This window comes from Actinosynnema sp. NPDC053489 (assembly GCF_044544865.1).
In the GTDB taxonomy this organism is placed as follows: Bacteria; Actinomycetota; Actinomycetes; order Mycobacteriales; family Pseudonocardiaceae; genus Actinosynnema.
Genome location: NZ_JBITXT010000008.1, coordinates 131,106 through 150,843 on the forward strand (window position 1 = coordinate 131,106; position 19,738 = coordinate 150,843).

The 19,738-nt window shown below is 72.9% G+C and carries 18 protein-coding genes; 12 read left to right on the forward strand and 6 right to left on the reverse strand.

What is annotated here, in order from left to right; translation table 11 throughout:
• Nucleotides 1–104 precede the first annotated feature (104 nt).
• The gene (locus ACIGNX_RS20205; RefSeq protein WP_396542180.1) at nt 105–1,745 is read left to right on the forward strand and encodes a sensor histidine kinase; all 1,641 of its coding nucleotides are present in this window, start codon (nt 105–107) and stop codon (nt 1,743–1,745) included.
• A gap of 2 nt (nt 1,746–1,747) precedes the next feature.
• Nucleotides 1,748–2,398: a response regulator gene (locus tag ACIGNX_RS20210; protein WP_396542182.1), complete on the forward strand. Its 651-nt coding sequence runs from the start codon at nt 1,748–1,750 to the stop codon at nt 2,396–2,398.
• An 89-nt stretch (nt 2,399–2,487) separates the two neighbouring features.
• Here the strand turns inward: ACIGNX_RS20210 and ACIGNX_RS20215 are convergent, their stop codons facing one another.
• Entirely contained in the window at nt 2,488–2,754 is a 267-nt protein-coding gene (locus ACIGNX_RS20215; RefSeq protein ID WP_233824889.1) for a GlsB/YeaQ/YmgE family stress response membrane protein, read from the reverse strand.
• Between the two features lie 155 nt (nt 2,755–2,909).
• Between ACIGNX_RS20215 and dxr the strand changes: the two genes are divergently transcribed.
• The 6 genes from dxr to map are packed head-to-tail and all read left to right on the forward strand — an operon-like array spanning nt 2,910 to nt 10,174.
• Nucleotides 2,910–4,130: a 1-deoxy-D-xylulose-5-phosphate reductoisomerase gene (gene dxr, locus ACIGNX_RS20220; RefSeq protein ID WP_396542184.1), complete on the forward strand. Its 1,221-nt coding sequence runs from the start codon at nt 2,910–2,912 to the stop codon at nt 4,128–4,130.
• Between the two features lies 1 nt (nt 4,131).
• Nucleotides 4,132–5,328, forward strand: a complete 1,197-nt coding sequence (locus ACIGNX_RS20225; protein WP_396542186.1) for a M50 family metallopeptidase — start codon at nt 4,132–4,134, stop codon at nt 5,326–5,328.
• A gap of 22 nt (nt 5,329–5,350) precedes the next feature.
• Nucleotides 5,351–6,508 carry a flavodoxin-dependent (E)-4-hydroxy-3-methylbut-2-enyl-diphosphate synthase gene (gene ispG, locus ACIGNX_RS20230; protein ID WP_396542188.1) on the forward strand — a complete coding sequence of 386 codons (1,158 nt, stop codon included), beginning with the start codon at nt 5,351–5,353 and terminating at the stop codon, nt 6,506–6,508.
• Between the two features lie 50 nt (nt 6,509–6,558).
• Nucleotides 6,559–7,413: a GNAT family N-acetyltransferase gene (locus ACIGNX_RS20235; RefSeq protein WP_396542190.1), complete on the forward strand. Its 855-nt coding sequence runs from the start codon at nt 6,559–6,561 to the stop codon at nt 7,411–7,413.
• A 29-nt stretch (nt 7,414–7,442) separates the two neighbouring features.
• The gene (locus ACIGNX_RS20240; RefSeq protein ID WP_396542192.1) at nt 7,443–9,257 is read left to right on the forward strand and encodes a penicillin-binding transpeptidase domain-containing protein; all 1,815 of its coding nucleotides are present in this window, start codon (nt 7,443–7,445) and stop codon (nt 9,255–9,257) included.
• A gap of 59 nt (nt 9,258–9,316) precedes the next feature.
• The gene (gene map, locus ACIGNX_RS20245) at nt 9,317–10,174 is read left to right on the forward strand and encodes a type I methionyl aminopeptidase (RefSeq protein WP_396542194.1); all 858 of its coding nucleotides are present in this window, start codon (nt 9,317–9,319) and stop codon (nt 10,172–10,174) included.
• Here the strand turns inward: map and ACIGNX_RS20250 are convergent.
• Entirely contained in the window at nt 10,161–10,859 is a 699-nt protein-coding gene (locus ACIGNX_RS20250; protein WP_396542196.1) for an alpha/beta fold hydrolase, read from the reverse strand. The two genes, map and ACIGNX_RS20250, sit on opposite strands and share 14 nt — an antisense overlap.
• A 68-nt stretch (nt 10,860–10,927) precedes the next feature.
• Here ACIGNX_RS20250 and ACIGNX_RS20255 point away from each other — a divergent pair, with 68 nt between their 5' ends.
• On the forward strand, nt 10,928–12,451 hold the full coding sequence (locus ACIGNX_RS20255) for a cobyric acid synthase (protein ID WP_396542197.1): 1,524 nt from the start codon (nt 10,928–10,930) through the stop codon (nt 12,449–12,451).
• Between the two features lie 67 nt (nt 12,452–12,518).
• Here ACIGNX_RS20255 and ACIGNX_RS20260 read toward each other — a convergent pair whose 3' ends face one another.
• Nucleotides 12,519–13,445, reverse strand: coding sequence for an EamA family transporter (locus tag ACIGNX_RS20260; RefSeq protein ID WP_396542198.1), 927 nt, complete (start codon nt 13,443–13,445; stop codon nt 12,519–12,521).
• 73 nt (nt 13,446–13,518) lie between these two features.
• Between ACIGNX_RS20260 and ACIGNX_RS20265 the strand changes: the two genes are divergently transcribed.
• Nucleotides 13,519–14,427, forward strand: coding sequence for a LysR family transcriptional regulator (locus ACIGNX_RS20265; protein ID WP_396542199.1), 909 nt, complete (start codon nt 13,519–13,521; stop codon nt 14,425–14,427).
• 153 nt (nt 14,428–14,580) lie between these two features.
• Here ACIGNX_RS20265 and ACIGNX_RS20270 read toward each other — a convergent pair whose 3' ends face one another.
• Nucleotides 14,581–15,252, reverse strand: a complete 672-nt coding sequence (locus ACIGNX_RS20270; RefSeq protein WP_396542200.1) for a FadR/GntR family transcriptional regulator — start codon at nt 15,250–15,252, stop codon at nt 14,581–14,583.
• A gap of 125 nt (nt 15,253–15,377) precedes the next feature.
• Here ACIGNX_RS20270 and ACIGNX_RS20275 point away from each other — a divergent pair, with 125 nt between their 5' ends.
• Nucleotides 15,378–16,592, forward strand: a complete 1,215-nt coding sequence (locus ACIGNX_RS20275; RefSeq protein ID WP_396542460.1) for an MFS transporter — start codon at nt 15,378–15,380, stop codon at nt 16,590–16,592.
• Nucleotides 16,593–16,779: 187 nt separating this feature from the next.
• On the opposite strand, the gene ACIGNX_RS20280 is transcribed toward ACIGNX_RS20275, so the two are convergent.
• Nucleotides 16,780–18,156: a mycothione reductase gene (locus ACIGNX_RS20280; RefSeq protein ID WP_396542201.1), complete on the reverse strand. Its 1,377-nt coding sequence runs from the start codon at nt 18,154–18,156 to the stop codon at nt 16,780–16,782.
• Between the two features lie 55 nt (nt 18,157–18,211).
• Nucleotides 18,212–18,739: a YbhB/YbcL family Raf kinase inhibitor-like protein gene (locus ACIGNX_RS20285; RefSeq protein WP_396542202.1), complete on the reverse strand. Its 528-nt coding sequence runs from the start codon at nt 18,737–18,739 to the stop codon at nt 18,212–18,214.
• 161 nt (nt 18,740–18,900) lie between these two features.
• Between ACIGNX_RS20285 and ACIGNX_RS20290 the strand changes: the two genes are divergently transcribed.
• Nucleotides 18,901–19,728 carry a polysaccharide deacetylase family protein gene (locus tag ACIGNX_RS20290; protein WP_396542203.1) on the forward strand — a complete coding sequence of 276 codons (828 nt, stop codon included), beginning with the start codon at nt 18,901–18,903 and terminating at the stop codon, nt 19,726–19,728.
• The last annotated feature ends 10 nt before the right edge of the window (nt 19,729–19,738 follow it).

The window sequence follows — 19,738 nt, forward strand, 5'->3', positions numbered from 1 at the left end:
GCGGCACAGGCGCACCCGTGCTGACCGGCGTCAACTTTCGTCGGAGGTGGTCGAGACCAAGGGACGCCGCCGGCGGGTGGTCCGGTCTCCTACCGTGGTCCGCTGTGACGTCCGTCGTTCAGCGGCTGCGGCCGGTGCTGCCCGACCTCCGGGAGGGCCCGGCCGCGTTCCTGCGCGCCCACGCCGAGCGCCTGGGCCAGGTCACGCCGTGGCGCGCGGGCCGCGAGGTGCTCGCCGTCCTCGTGCTCCTCGGGCTCGACGTGTTCCCGGGCTGGATCACCGGCGAGTGGCGGCCGTCCGGGTGGCTGCTCGTCGCCACGGGCGTCGGCTACGTCCTGATCTACCTGGGCAGGCTGTTGTTCCCCGCGCTGGCGCTGCTCGCGGCGACGTGGGTCGTCTTCAGCACCGAGCACGGCGGCATCGCGCTGGTCGTGATGCTCGCCTACGCGGCCGGCTACCGGATCGCGCCGTGGCAGCGCGCGTTGCTCACCGCCGTGCTCGCGCTGGCGATCCACGTGTTCGCGTGGGGCCTGTCCACCCCCGGCCTGTCCGGGACGTTCGGCCAGTGGGTGATGCTCACCGTGTACTGCATGGTGGTGGCCCTGCCGTTCCTGGTCGGCCGGTACGCGGCGCAGCGCAACGCCCTGGTAGCGGCCTTGCAGGAGCGCGAGGAGCGGGTGGTGCGCGAGCGGCGGATGGTGTCGCGCCAGGTGCGGCTGCGCGAGCGCAACCGGATCGCCCAGGACATGCACGACAGCCTCGGCCACCGGCTCAGCCTCATCTCGGTGCACGCGGGCGCGCTGGCCCTGGACACCGGGCTGGGGGAGCGGCAGCGGGAGGCGGTGGGGGTGCTGCGCAGCGCGGCCCTCACCGCGATGGAGGAGCTGCGCGGGGTCATTGGCGTGCTGCGGCGCGACGAGGAGCCCGAGGAGGACCAGGTCCGGCGCACCGTGGAGGCGATCGACGAGCTGGTCGACGGCGCGCGGCGGGCCGGCGTGCGGGTCAGCCTGGTCCGCGGCGGCCAACCCGTGCTGCTGCCCGCGAAGGTCAGCCACGCCGCCTACCGCATCGCCCAGGAGGGCCTGACCAACGCCAACAAGCACGCGCCCGGCGCGAGCGTGCAGGTGACCGTGAAGTACGAGCCGGACGCGCTGGTGGTGGAGGTCCGCAACAACCCGCCCCGCGCCAAGCTGCCCAGCGGCGGCGGGTTCGGCCTGGTCGGGTTGGGCGAACGGGTGCGGCTGGCCGGCGGCATGCTGCACGTCGGCGAGCTGCCGACCGGCGGGTTCCGGATCGCGGCCGTGCTGCCCTACGAGGACACCGCCGCGGCGGACGACGAGCCCGCCGACGACCCGGTGGACGTCGAGGCGCCCGCCCGGCCGACCGGCATCCGCAAGTGGGCGGGCGTGGGTTCGATCGTGCTGGCCGGGGTCGTGGTGCTCGTGGTCGTCGGCGGCTACACGTGGATCGGGACGCAGCCGGTCACCAAGGTCGTGTCCGAGGAGCTGTACGACTCGATCGAGGTGGGGCAGTCGCAGGCCGACGTGATGGCCCGGCTGCCGGGCGGCGCGGAGCCGCCGCTGGGCGACATCCGGTCCGACGCCGCGCCCGAGCCGCCCGGGACGTCGTGCGAGTACCGGGTGGCCGACGTGCAGACCTACTCCTCCCGGGCGACCAAGATCGTGCGGTTCTGCTTCGCGAACGGCACGCTAGTCGAGAAGAACACCCACCTGCAGGGGATGTGAGCGTGATCCGGGTCCTGATCGCCGACGACGAGCCGCTGATGCGCGCGGGCATCAAGGCCATCCTCGGCACCGCCGACGACATCGACGTGGTCGCCGAGGCCGGTGACGGGCGGGAGGCCGTGCGCTCCGCGGTGGAACGGCGGGTGGACGTCGCCGTGCTCGACATCCGCATGCCCCGCCTGGACGGCCTGGCCGCGGCACGCGAGCTGCGCACCGCCGCGCCCTCGGTGCGGGTGGTGATGCTCACCACGTTCGGCGAGGACGACAACATCGTCCGGGCGCTGTCCGACGGCGCGGCGGGGTTCCTGCTGAAGGACTCGGCGCCGGAGGAGCTGCTGCGGGCCGTCCGCGCGGTCCACTCGGGGGAGGCATACCTGTCGCCCATGGTGACGAGCCGGGTGGTGGGGATGGTGGCGCAGGTAGGCCAGCCGCGCCGGCAGGAGGCGAGGCGCCAGGTCGAGGGGCTGACCGAGCGCGAGGTGGAGGTGCTGTCGCTGCTCGGGCTGGGCATGTCCAACGCCGACGTGGGGCAGCGGCTGCACATGAGCGAGGCGACCGTGAAGACGTACGTGAGCCGGCTGCTGGCCAAGCTCGGGCTCACCAACCGGGTGCAGGCGGCCCTGCTGGCGCGGGACGCGGGCCTGGCGAACTAGGCGCGCGGAAATTCAGGTGCGCACAGGGGTGTGCCCCGCCGAGATGCTCGACGGGGCACACCCTGAGTGGTTGTCAGCTGAGAGCGTCGTCATGCCCTGGCGCGATTGCCGGTCACCATGCGGTAGATCCCGAGCACGATCAGCGAACCGAGGATGGCGAGCAGCCAGGTGCTCAAGTCGAAGAAGGTGTTGATGTCGGTACCGAAGATGGCACGACCGACGAAGCCACCGATGATGGCGCCGACGATGCCGAGCAGCATCGTGATGATGATGCCGCCGGGGTCCCGACCAGGCATGATGGCCTTGGCGATGGCACCCGCGATGAGGCCGAGGACGATCCAACCCAAGATGCCCACGGGGGCTCTCCTTCCTGATGGCCGCGACGGGCGGATCCGTCGGGCGCTTGATCGAGGAATGCCCACGTTCGGGTGAGACCACGCGCTCGTTATCCTTATGTTATCGAAGTACCGCTGTGCGGCCTATCAGGTCGGCTCGGGGACAATGGTGCGTGATGAGCACACCACGCACGGTCCTGGTCCTCGGGTCGACCGGGTCGATCGGCACCCAGGCCCTCGACGTCATCGCCGCCAACCGCGACCGGTTCTCCGTGGTCGGCCTGTCCGCGGGGGGTGCGGACCCCGCCGCCCTGGCCGCGCAGGCCGTCGAGTTCGGGGTGCGGGCCGTGGCCGTCGCGCGCGCCACCGCGGTGGAGGACGTCACGCTGGCCCTTTATGCCGAAGCGCAGAAACGCGGTTACGCGAAGGGCGCTTTCCGGTTGCCGCGCATTTTCGCCGGTCCGACCGCTATGACCGATTTGGTGGATTCCACAACGGCCGACGTGGTGCTCAACGGCATCACCGGTTCCATCGGGCTCGCACCGACGCTGCACGCGCTCAAGACCGGGGCCACGCTCGCCCTCGCCAACAAGGAGTCGCTCATCGCGGGCGGCCCGCTCGTGCTCAAGGCGGCCAAGCCCGGCCAGCTCGTGCCCGTCGACTCCGAGCACTCCGCCCTGGCCCAGTGCCTGCGCGGCGGCCGGGCCGACGAGGTCGCCAAGCTGGTCCTCACCGCCTCCGGCGGCCCGTTCCGCGGCCGCACCCGCGCCGACCTCGCCGACGTCACCGCGCGTGAGGCGATGGCCCACCCCACGTGGTCGATGGGCCCGGTCATCACCGTCAACTCGGCCAGCCTGGTGAACAAGGGGCTGGAGCTGATCGAGGCGCACCTGCTGTTCGGCGTGCCCTACGACCGCATCGACGTGGTGGTGCACCCCCAGTCGATCGTGCACTCGATGGTCACCTTCACCGACGGCTCGACGCTCGCCCAGGCCAGCCCGCCGGACATGCGGCTGCCGATCGCCCTGGCCCTGGGCTGGCCCGACCGCGTACCCGGCGCCGCCGCCGCGTGTACCTTCGACGTCGCGACGGCGTGGACGTTCGAGCCGCTGGACGACGAGACGTTCCCCGCGGTGCGGCTGGCCAGGCAGGCGGGTTCGACGGGCGGTTGCCTGCCGGCGGTCTACAACGCGGCGAACGAGGAAGCGGTCGCGGTCTTCCTCGGCGGCGGCACGTCGTTCACCTCCATCGTGGACACTGTCGAACGGGTGCTCGCGGAGGCGGACGGCTGGGCGCACGAGCCGGTCGACGTCGCCGAAGTCCTCGCGGCGGAGCAGTGGGCTCGGGCGCGGGCGCGGGAACTCGTGGCCACCTCGGTGGGGTCTGGAAGGGACTGACGTGCTCGTTTTCCTGGGCATCCTGTTGTTCGCCCTGCTCATCGGCATCTCGATCGCGCTGCACGAGCTGGGTCACCTGGCCACGGCGAAGATGTTCGGGATGAAGGTGACCCGGTACTTCATCGGGTTCGGGCCCCGCATCTGGTCCTTCCGCCGGGGCGAGACCGAGTACGGTGTCAAGGCCATCCCGGCCGGCGGGTTCTGCGAGATCGTGGGCATGACCGCGCTGGAGGAGGTCGCTCCCGAGGACCGGCACCGCGCGTTCAACCGGCAGAAGACCTGGAAGCGCGTGGTCGTGCTCTCCGCGGGCTCCATCACGCACTTCATCGTCGGCTTCGTGATCCTGTACTTCATGGCCGTCACCATGGGCATCCCGAACCTGCGCGACAGCGCGCTGGTCGCCGAGGTGGCCCCGTGCGTGCAGAGCAGCACCCAGGGCGAGTGCGCCCCGGGCGCGCCGGCGCCGGCCAGGGACGCGGGCTTCCAGGTCGGCGACGAGATCCTCGCCGTCGCCGGCACGGCCACCCCCACCTGGGGCGACGTGCTCCAGAAGACCCGCGAGCGGTCCGGGCCGACCGAGTTCAGGGTGCTGCGCGACGGCGACGAGCTGACCCTCACCGCGGACGTGGCCCGGGTCGAGCGCGAGCTGGAGCGCAAGGACGGCACGCGCTACAAGACCGAGGTCGGCGCGATCGGCGTGGTCCAGCAGCGCAACTTCGAGTACAACGCGCTCACCGCGTTCGGCGGCGCCACGCAGTTCACCGGCACCATGTTCGAGAACACCTGGCGCGGCCTGATCAACTTCCCGAAGAAGATCCCCGCCGTCATCGAGGCCATCGGCGGCGGCGAGCGCGACATCGACAGCCCGGTCAGCGTGGTCGGCGCGAGCAGGCTCGGCGGCGAGGCGGTCGACCGCGGCCTGTGGCAGCTGTTCTGGCTGATGCTCGCGGGGCTGAACTTCTTCGTCGGTGTGTTCAACCTCCTGCCGCTGCTCCCGCTCGACGGCGGTCACATCGCCGTCAACCTCTACGAGCGGGTGCGAGACTGGATCCGGAAGCTGCGCGGCCTGCCCGCCGGCGCGCCGGTCAACTACCTGCGGCTGCTGCCGCTCACCTACTTCGTGATCTTCGTCGGCGGATCGGTGACGCTGCTGACGATCACGGCGGACATCGTCAACCCCATCAAGCTCTTCCAGTGATCCCAGTGAGAGGTGCCAGTTCATGAGTGACGGCGTCATGCTCGGCCTGCCGGCGATGCCTCCTCCGGTGTTGTCGGAGCGGCGCAAGACCCGCCAGCTCATGGTGGGTTCCGTCGGGGTCGGCAGCGAGTTCCCGGTGTCGGTGCAGTCGATGACCACCACGGTGACCGCGGACGTGAACGCGACGTTGCAGCAGATCGCGGAGCTGACCGCGGCCGGGTGCGACATCGTGCGGGTCGCCTGCCCCTCGCAGGACGACGCGGACGCGCTGGCCGCGATCGCCAGGAAGTCCCAGATCCCGGTCATCGCCGACATCCACTTCCAGCCCAAGTACGTGTTCGCGGCCATCGAGGCCGGGTGCGCGGCGGTGCGGGTGAACCCCGGCAACATCAAGAAGTTCGACGACAAGGTCCGCGAGATCGCCCAGGCCGCCAAGGACCACAACACCCCGATCCGGATCGGGGTCAACGCGGGCTCGCTCGACCCGCGGTTGATGGCGAAGTACGGCAAGGCGACGCCCGAGGCGCTGGCCGAGTCGGCGCTGTGGGAGGCGTCGCTGTTCGCCGAGCACGACTTCCACGACCTGAAGATCAGCGTGAAGCACAACGACCCGGTCGTGATGATCCGGGCCTACGAGCTGCTGGCCGAGCAGTGCGACTACCCGCTGCACCTCGGCGTGACCGAGGCGGGGCCCGCGTTCCAGGGCACCATCAAGTCCGCGGTCGCGTTCGGCGCGCTGCTGCGTCAGGGGATCGGCGACACGATCCGGGTGTCGCTGTCCGCGCCGCCCGTGGAGGAGGTCAAGGTCGGCCACCAGATCCTCCAGTCGCTCAACCTGCGCCCGCGCAAGCTCGAGATCGTCTCCTGCCCCTCCTGCGGTCGGGCCCAGGTGGACGTCTACACGCTGGCCGAGCAGGTCACGGCGGGTCTGGAGGGCATGGAGGTGCCGCTGCGCGTGGCCGTCATGGGCTGCGTGGTGAACGGGCCCGGCGAGGCGCGCGAGGCGGACCTCGGCGTGGCGTCGGGCAACGGCAAGGGCCAGATCTTCGTCAAGGGCCAGGTGATCAAGACCGTGCCCGAGCACCAGATCGTGGAGACCCTGATCGAGGAGGCCATGCGCATCGCCGAGGAGATCGGGGAGACCGCCGAGGGCGGCGAGCCCGTGGTGACGGTCGGCTGAGCGGGTGGCGGACGCGCGGGTAACGCGGTGCATCTGGCAGGCTTGACGACGTGCTGAGGTTGGCTGGGGCGCGCTTGCTCGACGAGCGGGACCTGCCCGAGGTCCTCGCGGTGCTCGCGGCCGACCCGGTGGCGTCCTGCATGGTCGCCGCACGGGTCGAGGTCGCGGGCCTCGACCCATGGCGGCTGGGTGGCGAGGTCTGGGCCTACGACCACCGGTCGCTGCGCGGCGGCCGGGTCGACGCCCTGTGCTTCGCCGGGCCCAACCTCATCCCGCTGAGCGGCAACGCGGCGGCGCTGCGCGGCTTCGCCGACCGGGCCCGCCGCCGCGGCCGCATGTGCTCCTCGCTGGTCGGGCCCGCCGAGCAGGTGCTCGGCCTGTGGGACGAGCTGGCGCCGGACTGGGGACCGGCCCGCGAGGTGCGCGCCGACCAGCCGTTGATGGCGCTGGGCGGCAGCCCGTCGATCCAGCTCGACCCGCTGGTGCGGCCCGTGCGGCCCGACGAGCTGGACCGGTACCTGCCGGCCGCGATCGCCATGTTCATCGAGGAGGTCGGCGTCGACCCGTGCGCCGAGGACGGCGGCGCGTCCTACCGGGCGCGCGTGGCCGAGCTGATCGCGGGCGGGCGGGCGTTCGCCCGGTTCGAGGGCGGCGACGTGGTGTTCAAGGCCGAGATCGGGGCCATGTCCGCGAAGGTCGGGCAGATCCAGGGCGTGTGGGTGCGGCCGGACCGGCGCGGGCACGGCATCGGCGCGGCGGGCACGGCGGCGGTCGCCGAACGGTTGGTGAAAGGGCTGGGCCGGACGGCCTCGCTGTACGTGAACTCCTACAACGACGTGGCCAGGGCCGCGTACCGCAAGATCGGGTTCTCCCAGGTCGGGCAGTACGCCACGGTGCTGTTCTGAGCGTCCGCGCCGCACGGCATACTCGGCCCGTGATCGCGCGCAAGCCGGCTTCGCCCGGGCTGATCCTGTTCGGGGTCGTCCTGCTGCTCGTCAGCGGCTGCGGCCTGTTCTCCTCCCGGCCCGGGCCCGACCAGGTGGCGGGCGACTTCCTGACCAGGTTCGCGTCGGGCGACGTCGACGGCGCGGCCGGGCTGACCGACGACCCCGGCACCGCCAAGGACCTGCTGGCCAAGGTCCGGGAGGTGCTCAAGCCGGAGGGCGCGGCCGCCTCGGTCGGGCAGGTCCGCTCGGCGGGCGAGTCGACGACCGCCGACGCCACCGCGTCGCTGGACTGGGACCTCGGGCACGGGCACCGGTGGAGCTACGAGACGAGGTTCGAGCTGCGCCGCCAGGAGGACGACTGGAAGGTCCACTGGGCGCCCTCGGTCGCGCACCCCAAGCTCGCCGTGCAGCAGACCCTCGGCCGGGCCGAGGTCGAGCCCGCGCCGGCCCCGGTGCTGGACCGGGACGGCACGCCGCTGCTCGCGCCGGAGCAGGTCGTGTCGGTCCTGCTCGACGCGAAGGAGGCCGGCGACGTGAACGCGGTGGCCACCGCCCTGGCGACCGCCCTGACGCCCATCGACCCGGCGATCACCCGCGAGTCGATCGTGGACGGCGCGGCGAAGGTGCCCGCGGGGCAGGTCTACCAGGTGGCCGCGCTGCGCGACGCGGACTACCAGACCGTGAAGCCCGCGATCTACGAGCTGCCGGGCGTGCGGTTCACCTCGCAGACCAGCCTGCTCGCGCCGTCGCGCACGTTCGGCTCGCAGGTGCTGCCGGCCGTGCGCAAGGCCGTGGAGGAGGAGATCGCCGGCAAGTCGGGGCTGCGCGTCTACACGGTGAACGCGGCGGGCGACGAGGTGGAGACCCTGTACGAGCAGGCCCCGGAGCCGGCGCAGGCCATCCAGACGGCGTTGAGCCGGACCGTGCAGACCGCGGCGGAGGACGCCCTGGAACCCGTGCCGCAGGCGGCGATGCTGGTGGCGCTGCAGGCCACGACCGGCGAGGTGCTGGCCGTGGCGCAGAACGGCCCGGCCGACGCGGAGGGCGCGGTCGCGTTGACCGGCCGCTACCCGCCCGGGTCCACGTTCAAGATCGTGACGGCCGCGACGGCCCTGGCGTCCGGGCAGGCGACGGCCGACAGCCCGCTGCCGTGCCCCGGCAAGGCCGTCATCGACGGCCGCCGGGTCGTGCCGAACGACCGCGAGTTCGACAAGGGCACGATCCCGCTGCACTCGGCGTTCGCGTTCTCGTGCAACACCACGTTCGCGCAGCTCGCCGCCGGGATGGCGCCGGACGCGCTGACCAAGGCCGCGGACTCGTTCGGCCTCGGGGTCGACTTCGAGGTTCCGGCGATCACCACGATCACCGGCTCCGTGCCGCCCGCCGACGACGTGGTGGAGCGGGCGGAGGACGGCTTCGGCCAGGGCAGGGTGCTCGCCAGCCCGTTCGGCATGGCCCTGGTGGCGGCCACGACGGCGACCGGCAGGATGCCCGTGCCGACCCTGCTGAAGGGCCGGGAGACCAAGGTCGACCACACCCCGGCACCGCCCGCGCCCGCGGTGCTGGAGCCGCTGCGGGCGATGATGCGCGAGGTCGTCGAGTCCGGCACCGCGCCGCAGCTCAAGCCGTACGGTGACGTGCGCGGCAAGACCGGCACGGCGCAGTTCGGGGACGGCACGAACTCCCACGGCTGGTTCGTCGGCTACCGGGGCGACGTGGCCTTCGCCACCCTGCTCCTGGGCACCAACAGCTCGGGTCCGGCGGTCGACGCCTCGGCCCGCTTCCTGGCCGCGCTGGGCTGAGCCGGGCGCGAGGGGACAGGTGGCGCGGGGCCCGTCGCGCCGAGCCGTAATCTGGGGGCATGTCCGTGCGTGCCGTCCTCAAGCCAGGGGTGCTGTCCCCCCGTCGTCCGGTGCCCGCCAACATCGAGCGGCCCGAGTACGTCGACCGCCCCGAACCCAAGCGCAACACCGACCCCTGGGTGCAGCCGCCCGAGGTGGTCGAGGCGATGCGCGTCGCCGGCCGGCTCGCGGCGCAGGCGTTGCAGGAGGCGGGCAAGGTGATCGTGCCCGGCGTGACCACCGACGAGATCGACGCGGTCGCGCACGAGTTCCTCTGCGACCACGGCGCGTACCCCTCCACGCTCGGCTACCGCGGTTTCCCCAAGTCCTGCTGCACCTCGTTGAACGAGGTCATCTGCCACGGCATCCCCGACTCGACCGTGGTCGAGGACGGTGACATCGTCAACGTCGACGTCACCGCCTACATCGGCGGCGTGCACGGCGACACGAACGCCACCTTCCTCGCCGGCGACGTCAGCGAGGAGGCCCGGCTCCTGGTCGAGCGCACGCACGAGGCCACCATGCGCGCCATCAAGGCGGTCAAGCCGGGGCGGCAGCTCAACGTGGTCGGTCGCGTCATCGAGTCCTACGCCAACCGCTTCGGCTACGGCGTGGTGCGCGACTTCACCGGCCACGGCATCGGCCGCACGTTCCACAGCGGCCTGGTCGTGCTGCACTACGACGCGCCGCACGTGCCCACGGTCATCGAAGAGGGCATGACGTTCACCATCGAGCCGATGATCACGCTCGGCGGCATCGAGCACGACCTGTGGGACGACGGCTGGACGGTCACCACCCGCGACAAGAGCTGGACCGCCCAGTTCGAGCACACGATCCTCGTCACCGCCGACGGCGCGGAGATCCTCACCGCCTGCTGAGCAGCGGCACCAGGGCGGCGGCCACCGCCTCCGGCGACGTCACCGCGCCGAGGTGGTGGCTGTCCAGCTCCACGACCGGCCACCCCCGCTCCCGCGCCGAGGCCGCGGCGTCGGCGTAGGCGGGGCTGAGCCGCACGTACGAGCACGGCCCCGTCCACGCCACGGTGGGCCGGGGCTCCTTGAGGAACGCCAGCGGCACCTCGGGCGCCTCCGCCACGATCTCCTCCAGCAGCCGCACGTCCGGCACCATCGCCGACAGCGCCTCGGGCGCGAACCACAGGTCCCAGCGCGGCATCAACCCGTCCCGCGAGATGGCCTTGAGGTGCGCCATCCGCTCGGCCGGCGCACCGTCGCGCCAGCTGAGCCCCGGCGTGGGCAGGTCGGCGTCGAGGAACACCAGCCCGCGCACGGGCGTCTCCAGCGCGTCGGCGAACGCGGGCAGCAGCGGCCCGGCCCCGCTGTGCCCGACGAGCACCAGCTCGCCCTCGACCGAAGAGTCCTCCACGGCGTCGGCGAACACCCCGATCAGCCGCTGGTGCACGGGGGCGGCGTTCACCGTCACCCGCAGGTCGAGCAGCAGCACGGGGTAGCCCAACCCGGCCAGCGCCGAGGCGAGCGGGCGCAGGCTCGCGGGCCCGAGGTAGGGGCTGTGCACCAGGACCGCGGTGGCGGGGACGTCGACCATGCCGTGGATGATGTCAGCCGGGACCGACACAAGTCCGGTGGTCGGCCCGGCCGACGTGAGGGGACTTCGTGCGCAGTGCGGTGCTGGTGGCCGGCACGACGTCGGACGCGGGGAAGAGCGTGCTGGCGGCGGGCCTGTGCCGGTGGCTCACCCGGCAGGGGGTGCGGACGGCTCCGTTCAAGGCGCAGAACATGTCGAACAACTCGGTCGTGACGGCCGACGGCGGCGAGATCGGCCGCGCGCAGGCGGTGCAGGCCGCCGCGTGCGGGCTGGAGCCGAGCGTGCGGTTCAACCCGGTGCTGCTCAAGCCGGGCGGCGACCGCAGTTCCCAGGTCGTGGTGCTGGGCCGTGCCGTGGGCGAGGTGTCCGCCCGGTCCTACCGGGCGCGCAAGGCCGAGCTGTTCACGACGGTGCTGGACACGCTGGACGGGTTGCGCGACGACTTCGACGTGGTGGTGTGCGAGGGCGCGGGCTCGCCCGCCGAGATCAACCTGCGGGCGAACGACATCGCCAACATGGGCCTGGCGCGGGCGGCGGACCTGCCGGTGCTCGTGGTCGGCGACATCGACCGGGGCGGGGTGTTCGCGCACCTGTTCGGCACGCTGGCCCTGCTCGAACCCGCCGACCAGGCGCTGGTCGCCGGCTTCGTGGTCAACAAGTTCCGCGGCGACCCGGCGCTGCTCGAACCGGGCCTGCGGCAGCTGGGCGCGCTCACCGGCCGTCCCGTGCTGGGCGTGCTGCCGTGGCGGGAGGAGCTGTGGCTGGACGCCGAGGACTCCCTGTCCTACGCGGCGGACGGCGTGATCGGCCGCCCCGAACCGCCCCGCGGCGACCAGTGGCTGCGCGTGGCCGTCGTGCGCCTGCCGCGCATCTCCAACGCCACGGACGTCGAGGCGCTGGCGTGCGAGCCGGGCGTGTCGGTCCGCTTCGTCACCGAACCGTCCCGCCTGGCCGACGCGGACCTCGTCGTCGTGCCGGGCTCGAAGGCCACCGTGGAGGACCTGCGCTGGCTGCGGACCACGGGCCTGGCCGACGCGATCGCCGCGCACGACGGCCCGGTCCTGGGCATCTGCGGCGGCTTCCAGATGCTCGGCAGGACGATCGAGGACGAGGTCGAGTCGCGCGCGGGCGAGGTGGCGGCGCTCGGCCTGCTCGACCTGGACGTGCGGTTCGACCGGGACAAGACCCTGCGCCGACCGCGCGGCACGGCGCTCGGCCACCCCGTGACGGGCTACGAGATCCACCACGGCGTCGTCACCCGCAACGCCGAGGAGGGCCTGGTCACCCTCCCCGACGGCACCCCCGAAGGGGCGCTGCGCGGTCGGGTCGCCGGCACCCACTGGCACGGCCTGCTGGAGAACGACGCCTTCCGCCGGACCCTGCTCCGCTGGGCCGCGGGCCACGCGGGCCGCACCGGCTTCACCCCGGCGCCCGCCACCGACTTCGCCGCCCGCCGGGCCGCCCAACTGGACCTGCTGGGCGACCTGGTGGCCGACCACCTCGACACGACCGCCGTCTGGGACCTGCTCGAGAACGGCACCCCGCCGGGACTGCCCACCATCCCTCCCGCGGGCCCCCCACCACTTCCCTGACCGCGACCCACCGAGGCCCGGTTCGCCACGGCTTCGGCCGGCCTGGGGGTGCCCGGGAGAGCCCGGGTCACATCGAGCCGGACCTGCCTCCGGCCCCCACCAGCCCCGGTTCGCCCACCCGGGCCCTCACCCGGTCGACCCGCCCCCACCGCACCGTCGTCGCCGCCATCCCGACGATCACCAACCCGGCCGCACCCAACCGGACCGCCGACACCGTCTCACCCAGCAGCAACCACCCGGACAACATCCCCGCCACCGGCACCAACAGCGCGAACGGCACCACCGCGCTCGCCTCGTACGTCCTCAGCAGCAGGTTCCACAACCCGAACCCGAGCAGCGTCGACACCCAGGCGATGAACAGGATCGAACCGACCCCGGTCCAGCTCAGGCCGCGCAACGCCGCCAGGTCGGCGGCGGGCCCCTCGATCGACAGCGACAGCCCGAGCAGCGGCAGCACCGCCACCGCGCTCACCCACACGATGAAGTTGAGCGGGTCCGGCGGCCGGGCGTACCGGGTCACCACGTTGGCCACGCCCCACGCCGCCGCGCCGAGCACGACCAGCAGGAACGCCGAGATCGGGCTGCCGACCCCGTAGTCGAACGCGATCACCGCGATCCCCGTCGCCGCCACCCCCATGCCGACCAGCTGCACGGGACGGGGGCGTTCGCGCAGCAGCACGGCGGCGAACAGCACCGTGAAGAACACCTGGCTCTGCAACACCAACGACGACAGCCCGGCGGGCATCCCGGCCGCCATCCCGACGAACAGCAACCCGAACTTGGCCACCCCCAGCGCCAGCGCGACCGCGACGACCCACCTCCACGCCACCCTGGGCCGTCCGACGAAGAACAACGCGGGCACGGCGGCGGCCAGGAACCGCAGGGCGGAGAAGAACAGCGGCGGGAAGTCGCGCAGCCCCACCTTGATGACGACGAAGTTGACCCCCCAGATGGTGGCGACGAGCACGGCTATCGCGACGTGGCGTGGTTTCACGCCTCCGAGTCTCAGCGCCAAAATCATTTAGCACCAGCGACGAGTTCTGAAGATTTCGGTTTAGGATCGCTACATGCTGGATTTCGGACGGCTCCGCGCCCTGCACGCGGTCGCGACGCACGGTTCGGTCGGGGCGGCGGCCACCGCCCTGGGCTACACGCCCTCGGCGGTGTCGCAGCAGATCGCCAAGCTGGAGCGGGAGACCCGCACCACGCTGCTGGAACGCCGGGGTCGCGGTGTCGCGCTGACCGACGCGGCGCACCTGCTGTCGGCCACCGCCGGGCAGGTGCTCGCGCTGGTCGAGCACGCCGAGGTGGCCCTGGAGGAGCAGCGCGGCGCGGCCGTCGGCGAGCTGCGGGTCGGCGCGTTCGCCACGGCCGCGCGCGGCCTGCTGCCCGCGGCGCTGGTGCGGTTGGCCGAGCGGCACCCCCAACTGGACGTGCGGCTGGTCGAACTCGACCCGCCGGACGGGCTGGAGGCCGTGGCGCGCGGCGAGCTGGACCTGGCCGTCACGCACGACTGGGTGAACACGCCGCTGGCCGTGCCGGAGCCGGTGTCGCGGGCGCGGCTCGGCGAGGACGTCGCGGACGTGCTGCTGCCGGTCGGGCACCCGCTGGCGGACCGGGAGTCGGTGACGCCGGAGGACCTGGCCGGCGAGCGGTGGATCTGCCAGCCGGAGGGGACGATCTGCCACGACTGGCTGGTGAACACCTTCCGGGGCGCGGGCATGGAACCCGACCTGGCCTACCGGATCGCCGAGTACGAGACCCAGTTGGCGTTGCTGGGCCGGGGGATCGGCGTGGCGCTGCTGCCGCGGCTGGGCCGCGGGGTGTTGCCGGGCTCGGTGCGCGCGGTGCCGTTCCTGCCGACGCCGACCCGCCGGGTGTTCGCGGTGTGGCGCACGCAGGCCGGCCGCCGGCCCGCGGTGACCGCCACCCTCGCCGCGCTGCGGGACTGCTGGGAGGAGCGGGAGACGGCGTGAGGTAACGATCGCGCATCCGGCCGTTGCGGCGGCCGGACCCGCGGCGACTACCGGTTGGGGGCTCGAGCCACTCACCAAGGGGCTTCCCGCGGAATCCGCCACCGCGGGAGGCCCCCGCCCCGCGCGCCGCGGCGCGACGGCCGAACCGGCGCGTCAGCCCTTGTGGCGCTCCAGCAACTCCTCCAGGAAGCCGCCCGCCTCGGCCGCCGCCCGGGCCGCGTCGCCGTCGCGCACCGCGTCGAGCAGGCCGGCGTGGGACACCTGGTCGTCCTCGTGGTCGGTCTCCACGGTGGCCGTGATGCTCGCCCGGACCGCTTCGGTCAGGCCCTGGTACAGCTCGGCCAGCAGGGTGTTGTAGGAGCACTGGACGAGCAGCACGTGGAACGCGGTGTCGCGCTCCACCAGCCGGGTCCAGTCCTTGGCGGTCAGCGCCGCGTCCCGCTCGGCCAGCAGCTGTTCGAGCTTGCGCAGGTCCTCGTCGGTGCGGTGGGTGGCGGCCAGGCGCGCGCCCTCGACCTCCAGCGTCCGGCGCACCTCGAGCACCTCGCGCAGCTCGGTGCCGCACAGCCGGCGCACCGCGCCGGACAGCTCGCTGGTCGCGCGGACGAACGTGCCGTCCCCCTGGCGCACCTCCAGCAGCCCGGCGTGGGACAACGCGCGCACCGCCTCCCGCACGGTGTTGCGACCCACGCCCAGGGCGGTGACCAGCTCCGGCTCCGGCGGGATGCGGCGGCCGACCGGCCATTCACCGGCGGCGATCGCGCTCCTCATCTGATCGATCACCTGGTCGACGAGCCCGGCCCGCCGGGTAGTGGCCAACGGCACAGCGTCATCCTTTCATCCGAACATCCCACGTCTGTAATAGTAGGCCGGTGCCAATCCAGCAGACCCGGCCAGACTGGTCACCGTCGAACCCCCACACTGCCACCGATGGCGGTGCCGACGCGACGATCGTCGACCATCCTGGCCGCCCGGCTGCCGCCACCGCGCGCCGCAACCGCCAAGTTGCCCTGGTCGGCAGCACCCTGTTGGCGATCGGCGTAGCGCTGGCCGCCGCCAACCTGCGCCCGGCCGTGACGAGCCTGGCCTCGGTGCTGGGCGACGTGCGCGCGTCGCTGGGCGTCTCCACCGCGTGGACGAGCCTGCTCACCGCCGTGCCGACGCTGTGCTTCGGCATCGCCGCGTTCCTCGCGCCGTGGCTGGGTCGGCGCCTCGGGATGGCGCGCGCGGTCGGGCTGTCGCTGCTGGTGCTCACCGCCGGCCTCGTGCTGCGCGTGGTGGACGGCCCGGCGGCGGTGCTCGGCGGCACGTTCATCGCGTGCGCCGGCATCGCGGTGTGCAACGTGCTCATCCCGGTCGTGGTGAAGGAGTCGTTCCCGAGCCGGGTGGGCCTGGTGACGGGCGTCTACACGGCCGCCCTCGCGGCGGGCGCGGCCCTGGGCGCGGCGCTCACGCCGGGGCTGGAGTCGGTGTTCGGCTCGTGGCGGCTCTCGGTGGGCGCCTGGGCGTTCCTGTCGGTGGCCGCGCTGCTGGTGTGGTCCGTCGGGGCGCGGCACGGTTCGTCGGCCCGACCGGTCGTGCGCCGGGCGGCGGCGGGGCGGTCCCTGCTGCGCAGCCCGCTCGCGTGGGTGATCACCGTGTTCTTCGGGCTGCAGTCGCTGCTGGCCTACACCGTGATGGGCTGGCTGCCGCAGATCCTGGTCGACTCCGGGGTGGACCGGACCACGGCGGGCCTGCTGCTGGCCATCACGATGGTGCTCGGCGTGCCGGTGAGCCTGGTCGTGCCGCCGCTGGCGGCCCGGCGGGCGTCCCAGTCGTGGCTCGTGCTGGTCCTGGGCGTGCTGTCGGTGCTGGGCGTGCTGGGCCTGGCCCTGGCGCCCGCCGCGGCACCCGGCCTGTGGGTGGTGCTGATCGGCGTGGGCATGGGCATCTTCCCGCTCGCGCTGGTCATGATCTCGCTGCGCACCTCGTCCGGCGCGGACACCGCGCGGCTGTCGGCGATGGCGCAGAGCATCGGTTACCTGATCTCGGCGGCCGGGCCGTTCGCGTTCGGCGTGCTGCGCGGGGCGACGGGCGGCTGGACGGTGTCGATGCTGGTGCTGGTGGGCCTGCTGGTCGTGCTGACCGGGCTCGGGTGGGTCGCGGGCCGGCCGCGGACCGTCTAGCGGCGCGAGTCGGCCCGGCCGAAGCCGCCCGCGCCCGGGTGTAGCGCTCGGCGGGCGCGCGCCGATGTTGATAACACCTCGCCTTCTCGATGCGATGTGTCTGTCACGGACATGCCCGTGCACGCGGGAGACCCGGCCGCGCGAGGGGTGCGACCGGGTCTCCCGTCTGGTTCGCGCGTGGCGCGCCCTAGTGCTCCAGGGGCAGGTTGAGCAGCGCGTTCTCGATCACCTCGGGCATGCCGGGGTGGATCCAGTACTGGCCGCGCGCCATCGTCCGGGCGTCCAGGCCGAAGCTCATCGCCTGGATCACCGGCTGGATCACGCTCGACGCCTGCGGCCCGATGACGTGCGCGCCCAGGATCAGGCCCGTGTCCGGGTCGGCCAGCACCTTGGCGAACCCGGTCGTGTCCTCCATCGCCCAGCCGTACGCGATCGACGCGTACGCCTGCGAGCCCACCACGTACCGCACGCCCCGCCCGGCGGCCTGCTCCTCGGTCAACCCGACCGAGGCGACCTGCGGCGACGAGAACACGGCGGCGGGCACGAACCGGTGGTCCGAGGAGATCGGCTCGTCCGGGTGCAGCAGGTTGTGCTGCACGACCCGCGCCTCGTGGTTGGCCACGTGCTTGAGCCGGTACTCGGAGCTGACGTCGCCCAGCGCGTAGATGCCCTCGACGGACGTGCGCTGGTGCTCGTCCACGACCACCCGGCCGTCCGGGTGCACGTCGACGCCCGTGGCGGCCAGGTCCAGCAGGTCCGAGTTAGGCGTGCGGCCGACCGCGACCAGCAGCTCCTCGGACTCCACGACCTCCGCGCCGTCCGGGCCCTCCAGGTGCAGCCGCACCACGCCGTCGACCCGCTCGGCCCGCACCGCCTTGCGCTTGAGCCGCACGTCCCACTTCCGCGAGGCGATCCCGGTGAACCGCTCGGCCACCTCGCGGTCCTCGTGGCGCAGCAGGAGGTCCGACCGCCCGACCACGGTCACCGCGACGCCGAAGGACGAGAACACGTGCGCGAACTCGGCCGCCACGAAGCCGCTGCCCAGGATGGTCAGGCGCGGGGGCAGGGCGTCGAGCCGCATGATCGTGTCGCTGGTGTGGTAGCCGGTCGTCTCCAGGTCCGCCACGTCCGGCAGCACCGGGCGGCTGCCCGCGGCGAGCACGAAGCGGTCCGCGGTGATCACCTCGCCGGTGCCCGTGTCGAGGGTCTTCGGTCCGGTGAACCGGGCCGTGCCCGCGAACACGGTGACGTTGGCGTTCTCCTCGGCCCGCCAGCGGCGGCCACCCTCGGAGATCGGGTCGATGCGGCCGAAGATGCGGTCGCGCACGTCGGTCCACCGCACGCCGTCGAGGTGGGCGTCCACGCCCAGCCGCGCGCCCGAGGCGGGCGCGGCGGCGACGTCGGCGGTGTGCACGAACATCTTGGTGGGGATGCACCCGACGTTCAGGCACGTGCCGCCGAAGACGCCCTTCTCGACGATCGCGATGTCCCAGCCGGCGAACCGCTCGTCCGCGATGGAGTTGCCGGAACCGGTGCCGATGATGACCAGGTCGAAGTGCCTCACGTCGTGCTGCAACCCGTGACGCGGGGCGCTTGTTCCCGGCGGTGCGGATCGGCCGTCAGTGCGCGTAGGTCGGCGCGGTGATCGCCCGGGCCAGCGTGTGGAAGGCCAGGTTGAAGGCCACCACCGCGGGCGAGGCGTCCCCGTCGACGTCCAGCCGCTCCACGTCCACGGCGTGCACCACGAAGTAGTAGCGGTGCACCTGGTCGCCGGGCGGCGGGGCGGCCCCGCCGAACGCGCGCGTGCCGAAGTCGCTGCGGACGTGGAACGCGCCGGCGGGCAGGGTGTCGTCGGAGGCACCCGCGCCCGTGTCGAGCGAGGTGACCGAGGCGGGCAGGTTCACCACCACCCAGTGCCAGAAGCCGGAGGGAGTGGGCGCGTCCGGGTCGAAGCAGGTGACCACGAAGCTCTTGGTCCCCTCCGGGAACCCGGTCCAGCTCAGCTGCGGCGAGGTGTTGCCGCCCTCGAACACGTGCGCCTCGGCCAGGGCCTGGCCGTCGGCCACGTCGGTCGAGCTGACGGTGAACGACGGCACCTGCGGCAGCAGCGCGTACGGGTCGGGTGCGACGGGGCGTTCGAGGCTCATCGAGTCCTCCACACGTGATCTTGCGGGACAGACCCGCACGACCCTATCGCCGGGCGCGGGCCGGTGCAGGTCCCGGAGCAACCCGGGGCGTCGTCGTGGCGTCTTCAGTGGCGTGGGAGTGTCGCCTCCGCAGGTGACACCCGTTCGAGGGGGATTTTCCGATGAGACGCAGGGGAGTGGCGGTCGCGGCCGCCGTCATCGCGGTGGTGACGGCGTGCGCGCCGCAGCCGCAGGCGCGACCCGAGCAGGCCGCACCGACCACGACCACCAGCACCGCGACCACGACGACGACCACCACCCCGCCCACCGCCCTGCCCGGGCCCGGCGGGACGACCATCCCCGTGTTCCAGCAGCCCTACGCGTTCGGCACGCCCCAGCAGCACGTGCCGCCGACCGTGAACGGGCTCGTGCCGGTGGTGCGCCGCATCGAGACCGACCGGCCCTACGTGTTCATCACCATCGACGACGGCGCGGTCCGCCACCCCGCGGCGGCCGAGCTGATGCGCAAGAGCGGCGTCGAGCCGACGCTGTTCCTGAACAGCAAGCACGTCGACGGGCACGCCGACTACTTCAAGGAGTTCGACGGCCTGGCCAGGGTGCACGCCCACACGGCCAACCACCCCGACCTGACCGGCACGTCGTACCAGTTCCAGCACCAGGAGATCTGCGGCAACGCCGAACTGCTGCGGGCGCAGCTGGGCGCGCGGCCGAAGCTGTTCCGGCCGCCGTTCGGCAACTTCGACGTCACGACGCGGCGGGCGGCGGCGGACTGCGGGTTCACGGCGCTGGTGCTGTGGACGGCGGCGGTGAACGACGGGGTGGTGCAGTTCCAGGCCGGCGCCCGGCTCAACGCGGGCGACATCGTGCTCATGCACTTCCGGCAGACGTTCGTGGAGGACTTCCTGGCGTTCCTCCAGCGGTGCAAGGCCGACGGCCTCACCCCCGTGGTGCTGGACGACTTCCTCGCCGATCCGGGGGCGGCGCTGTGACGTCGTCCTG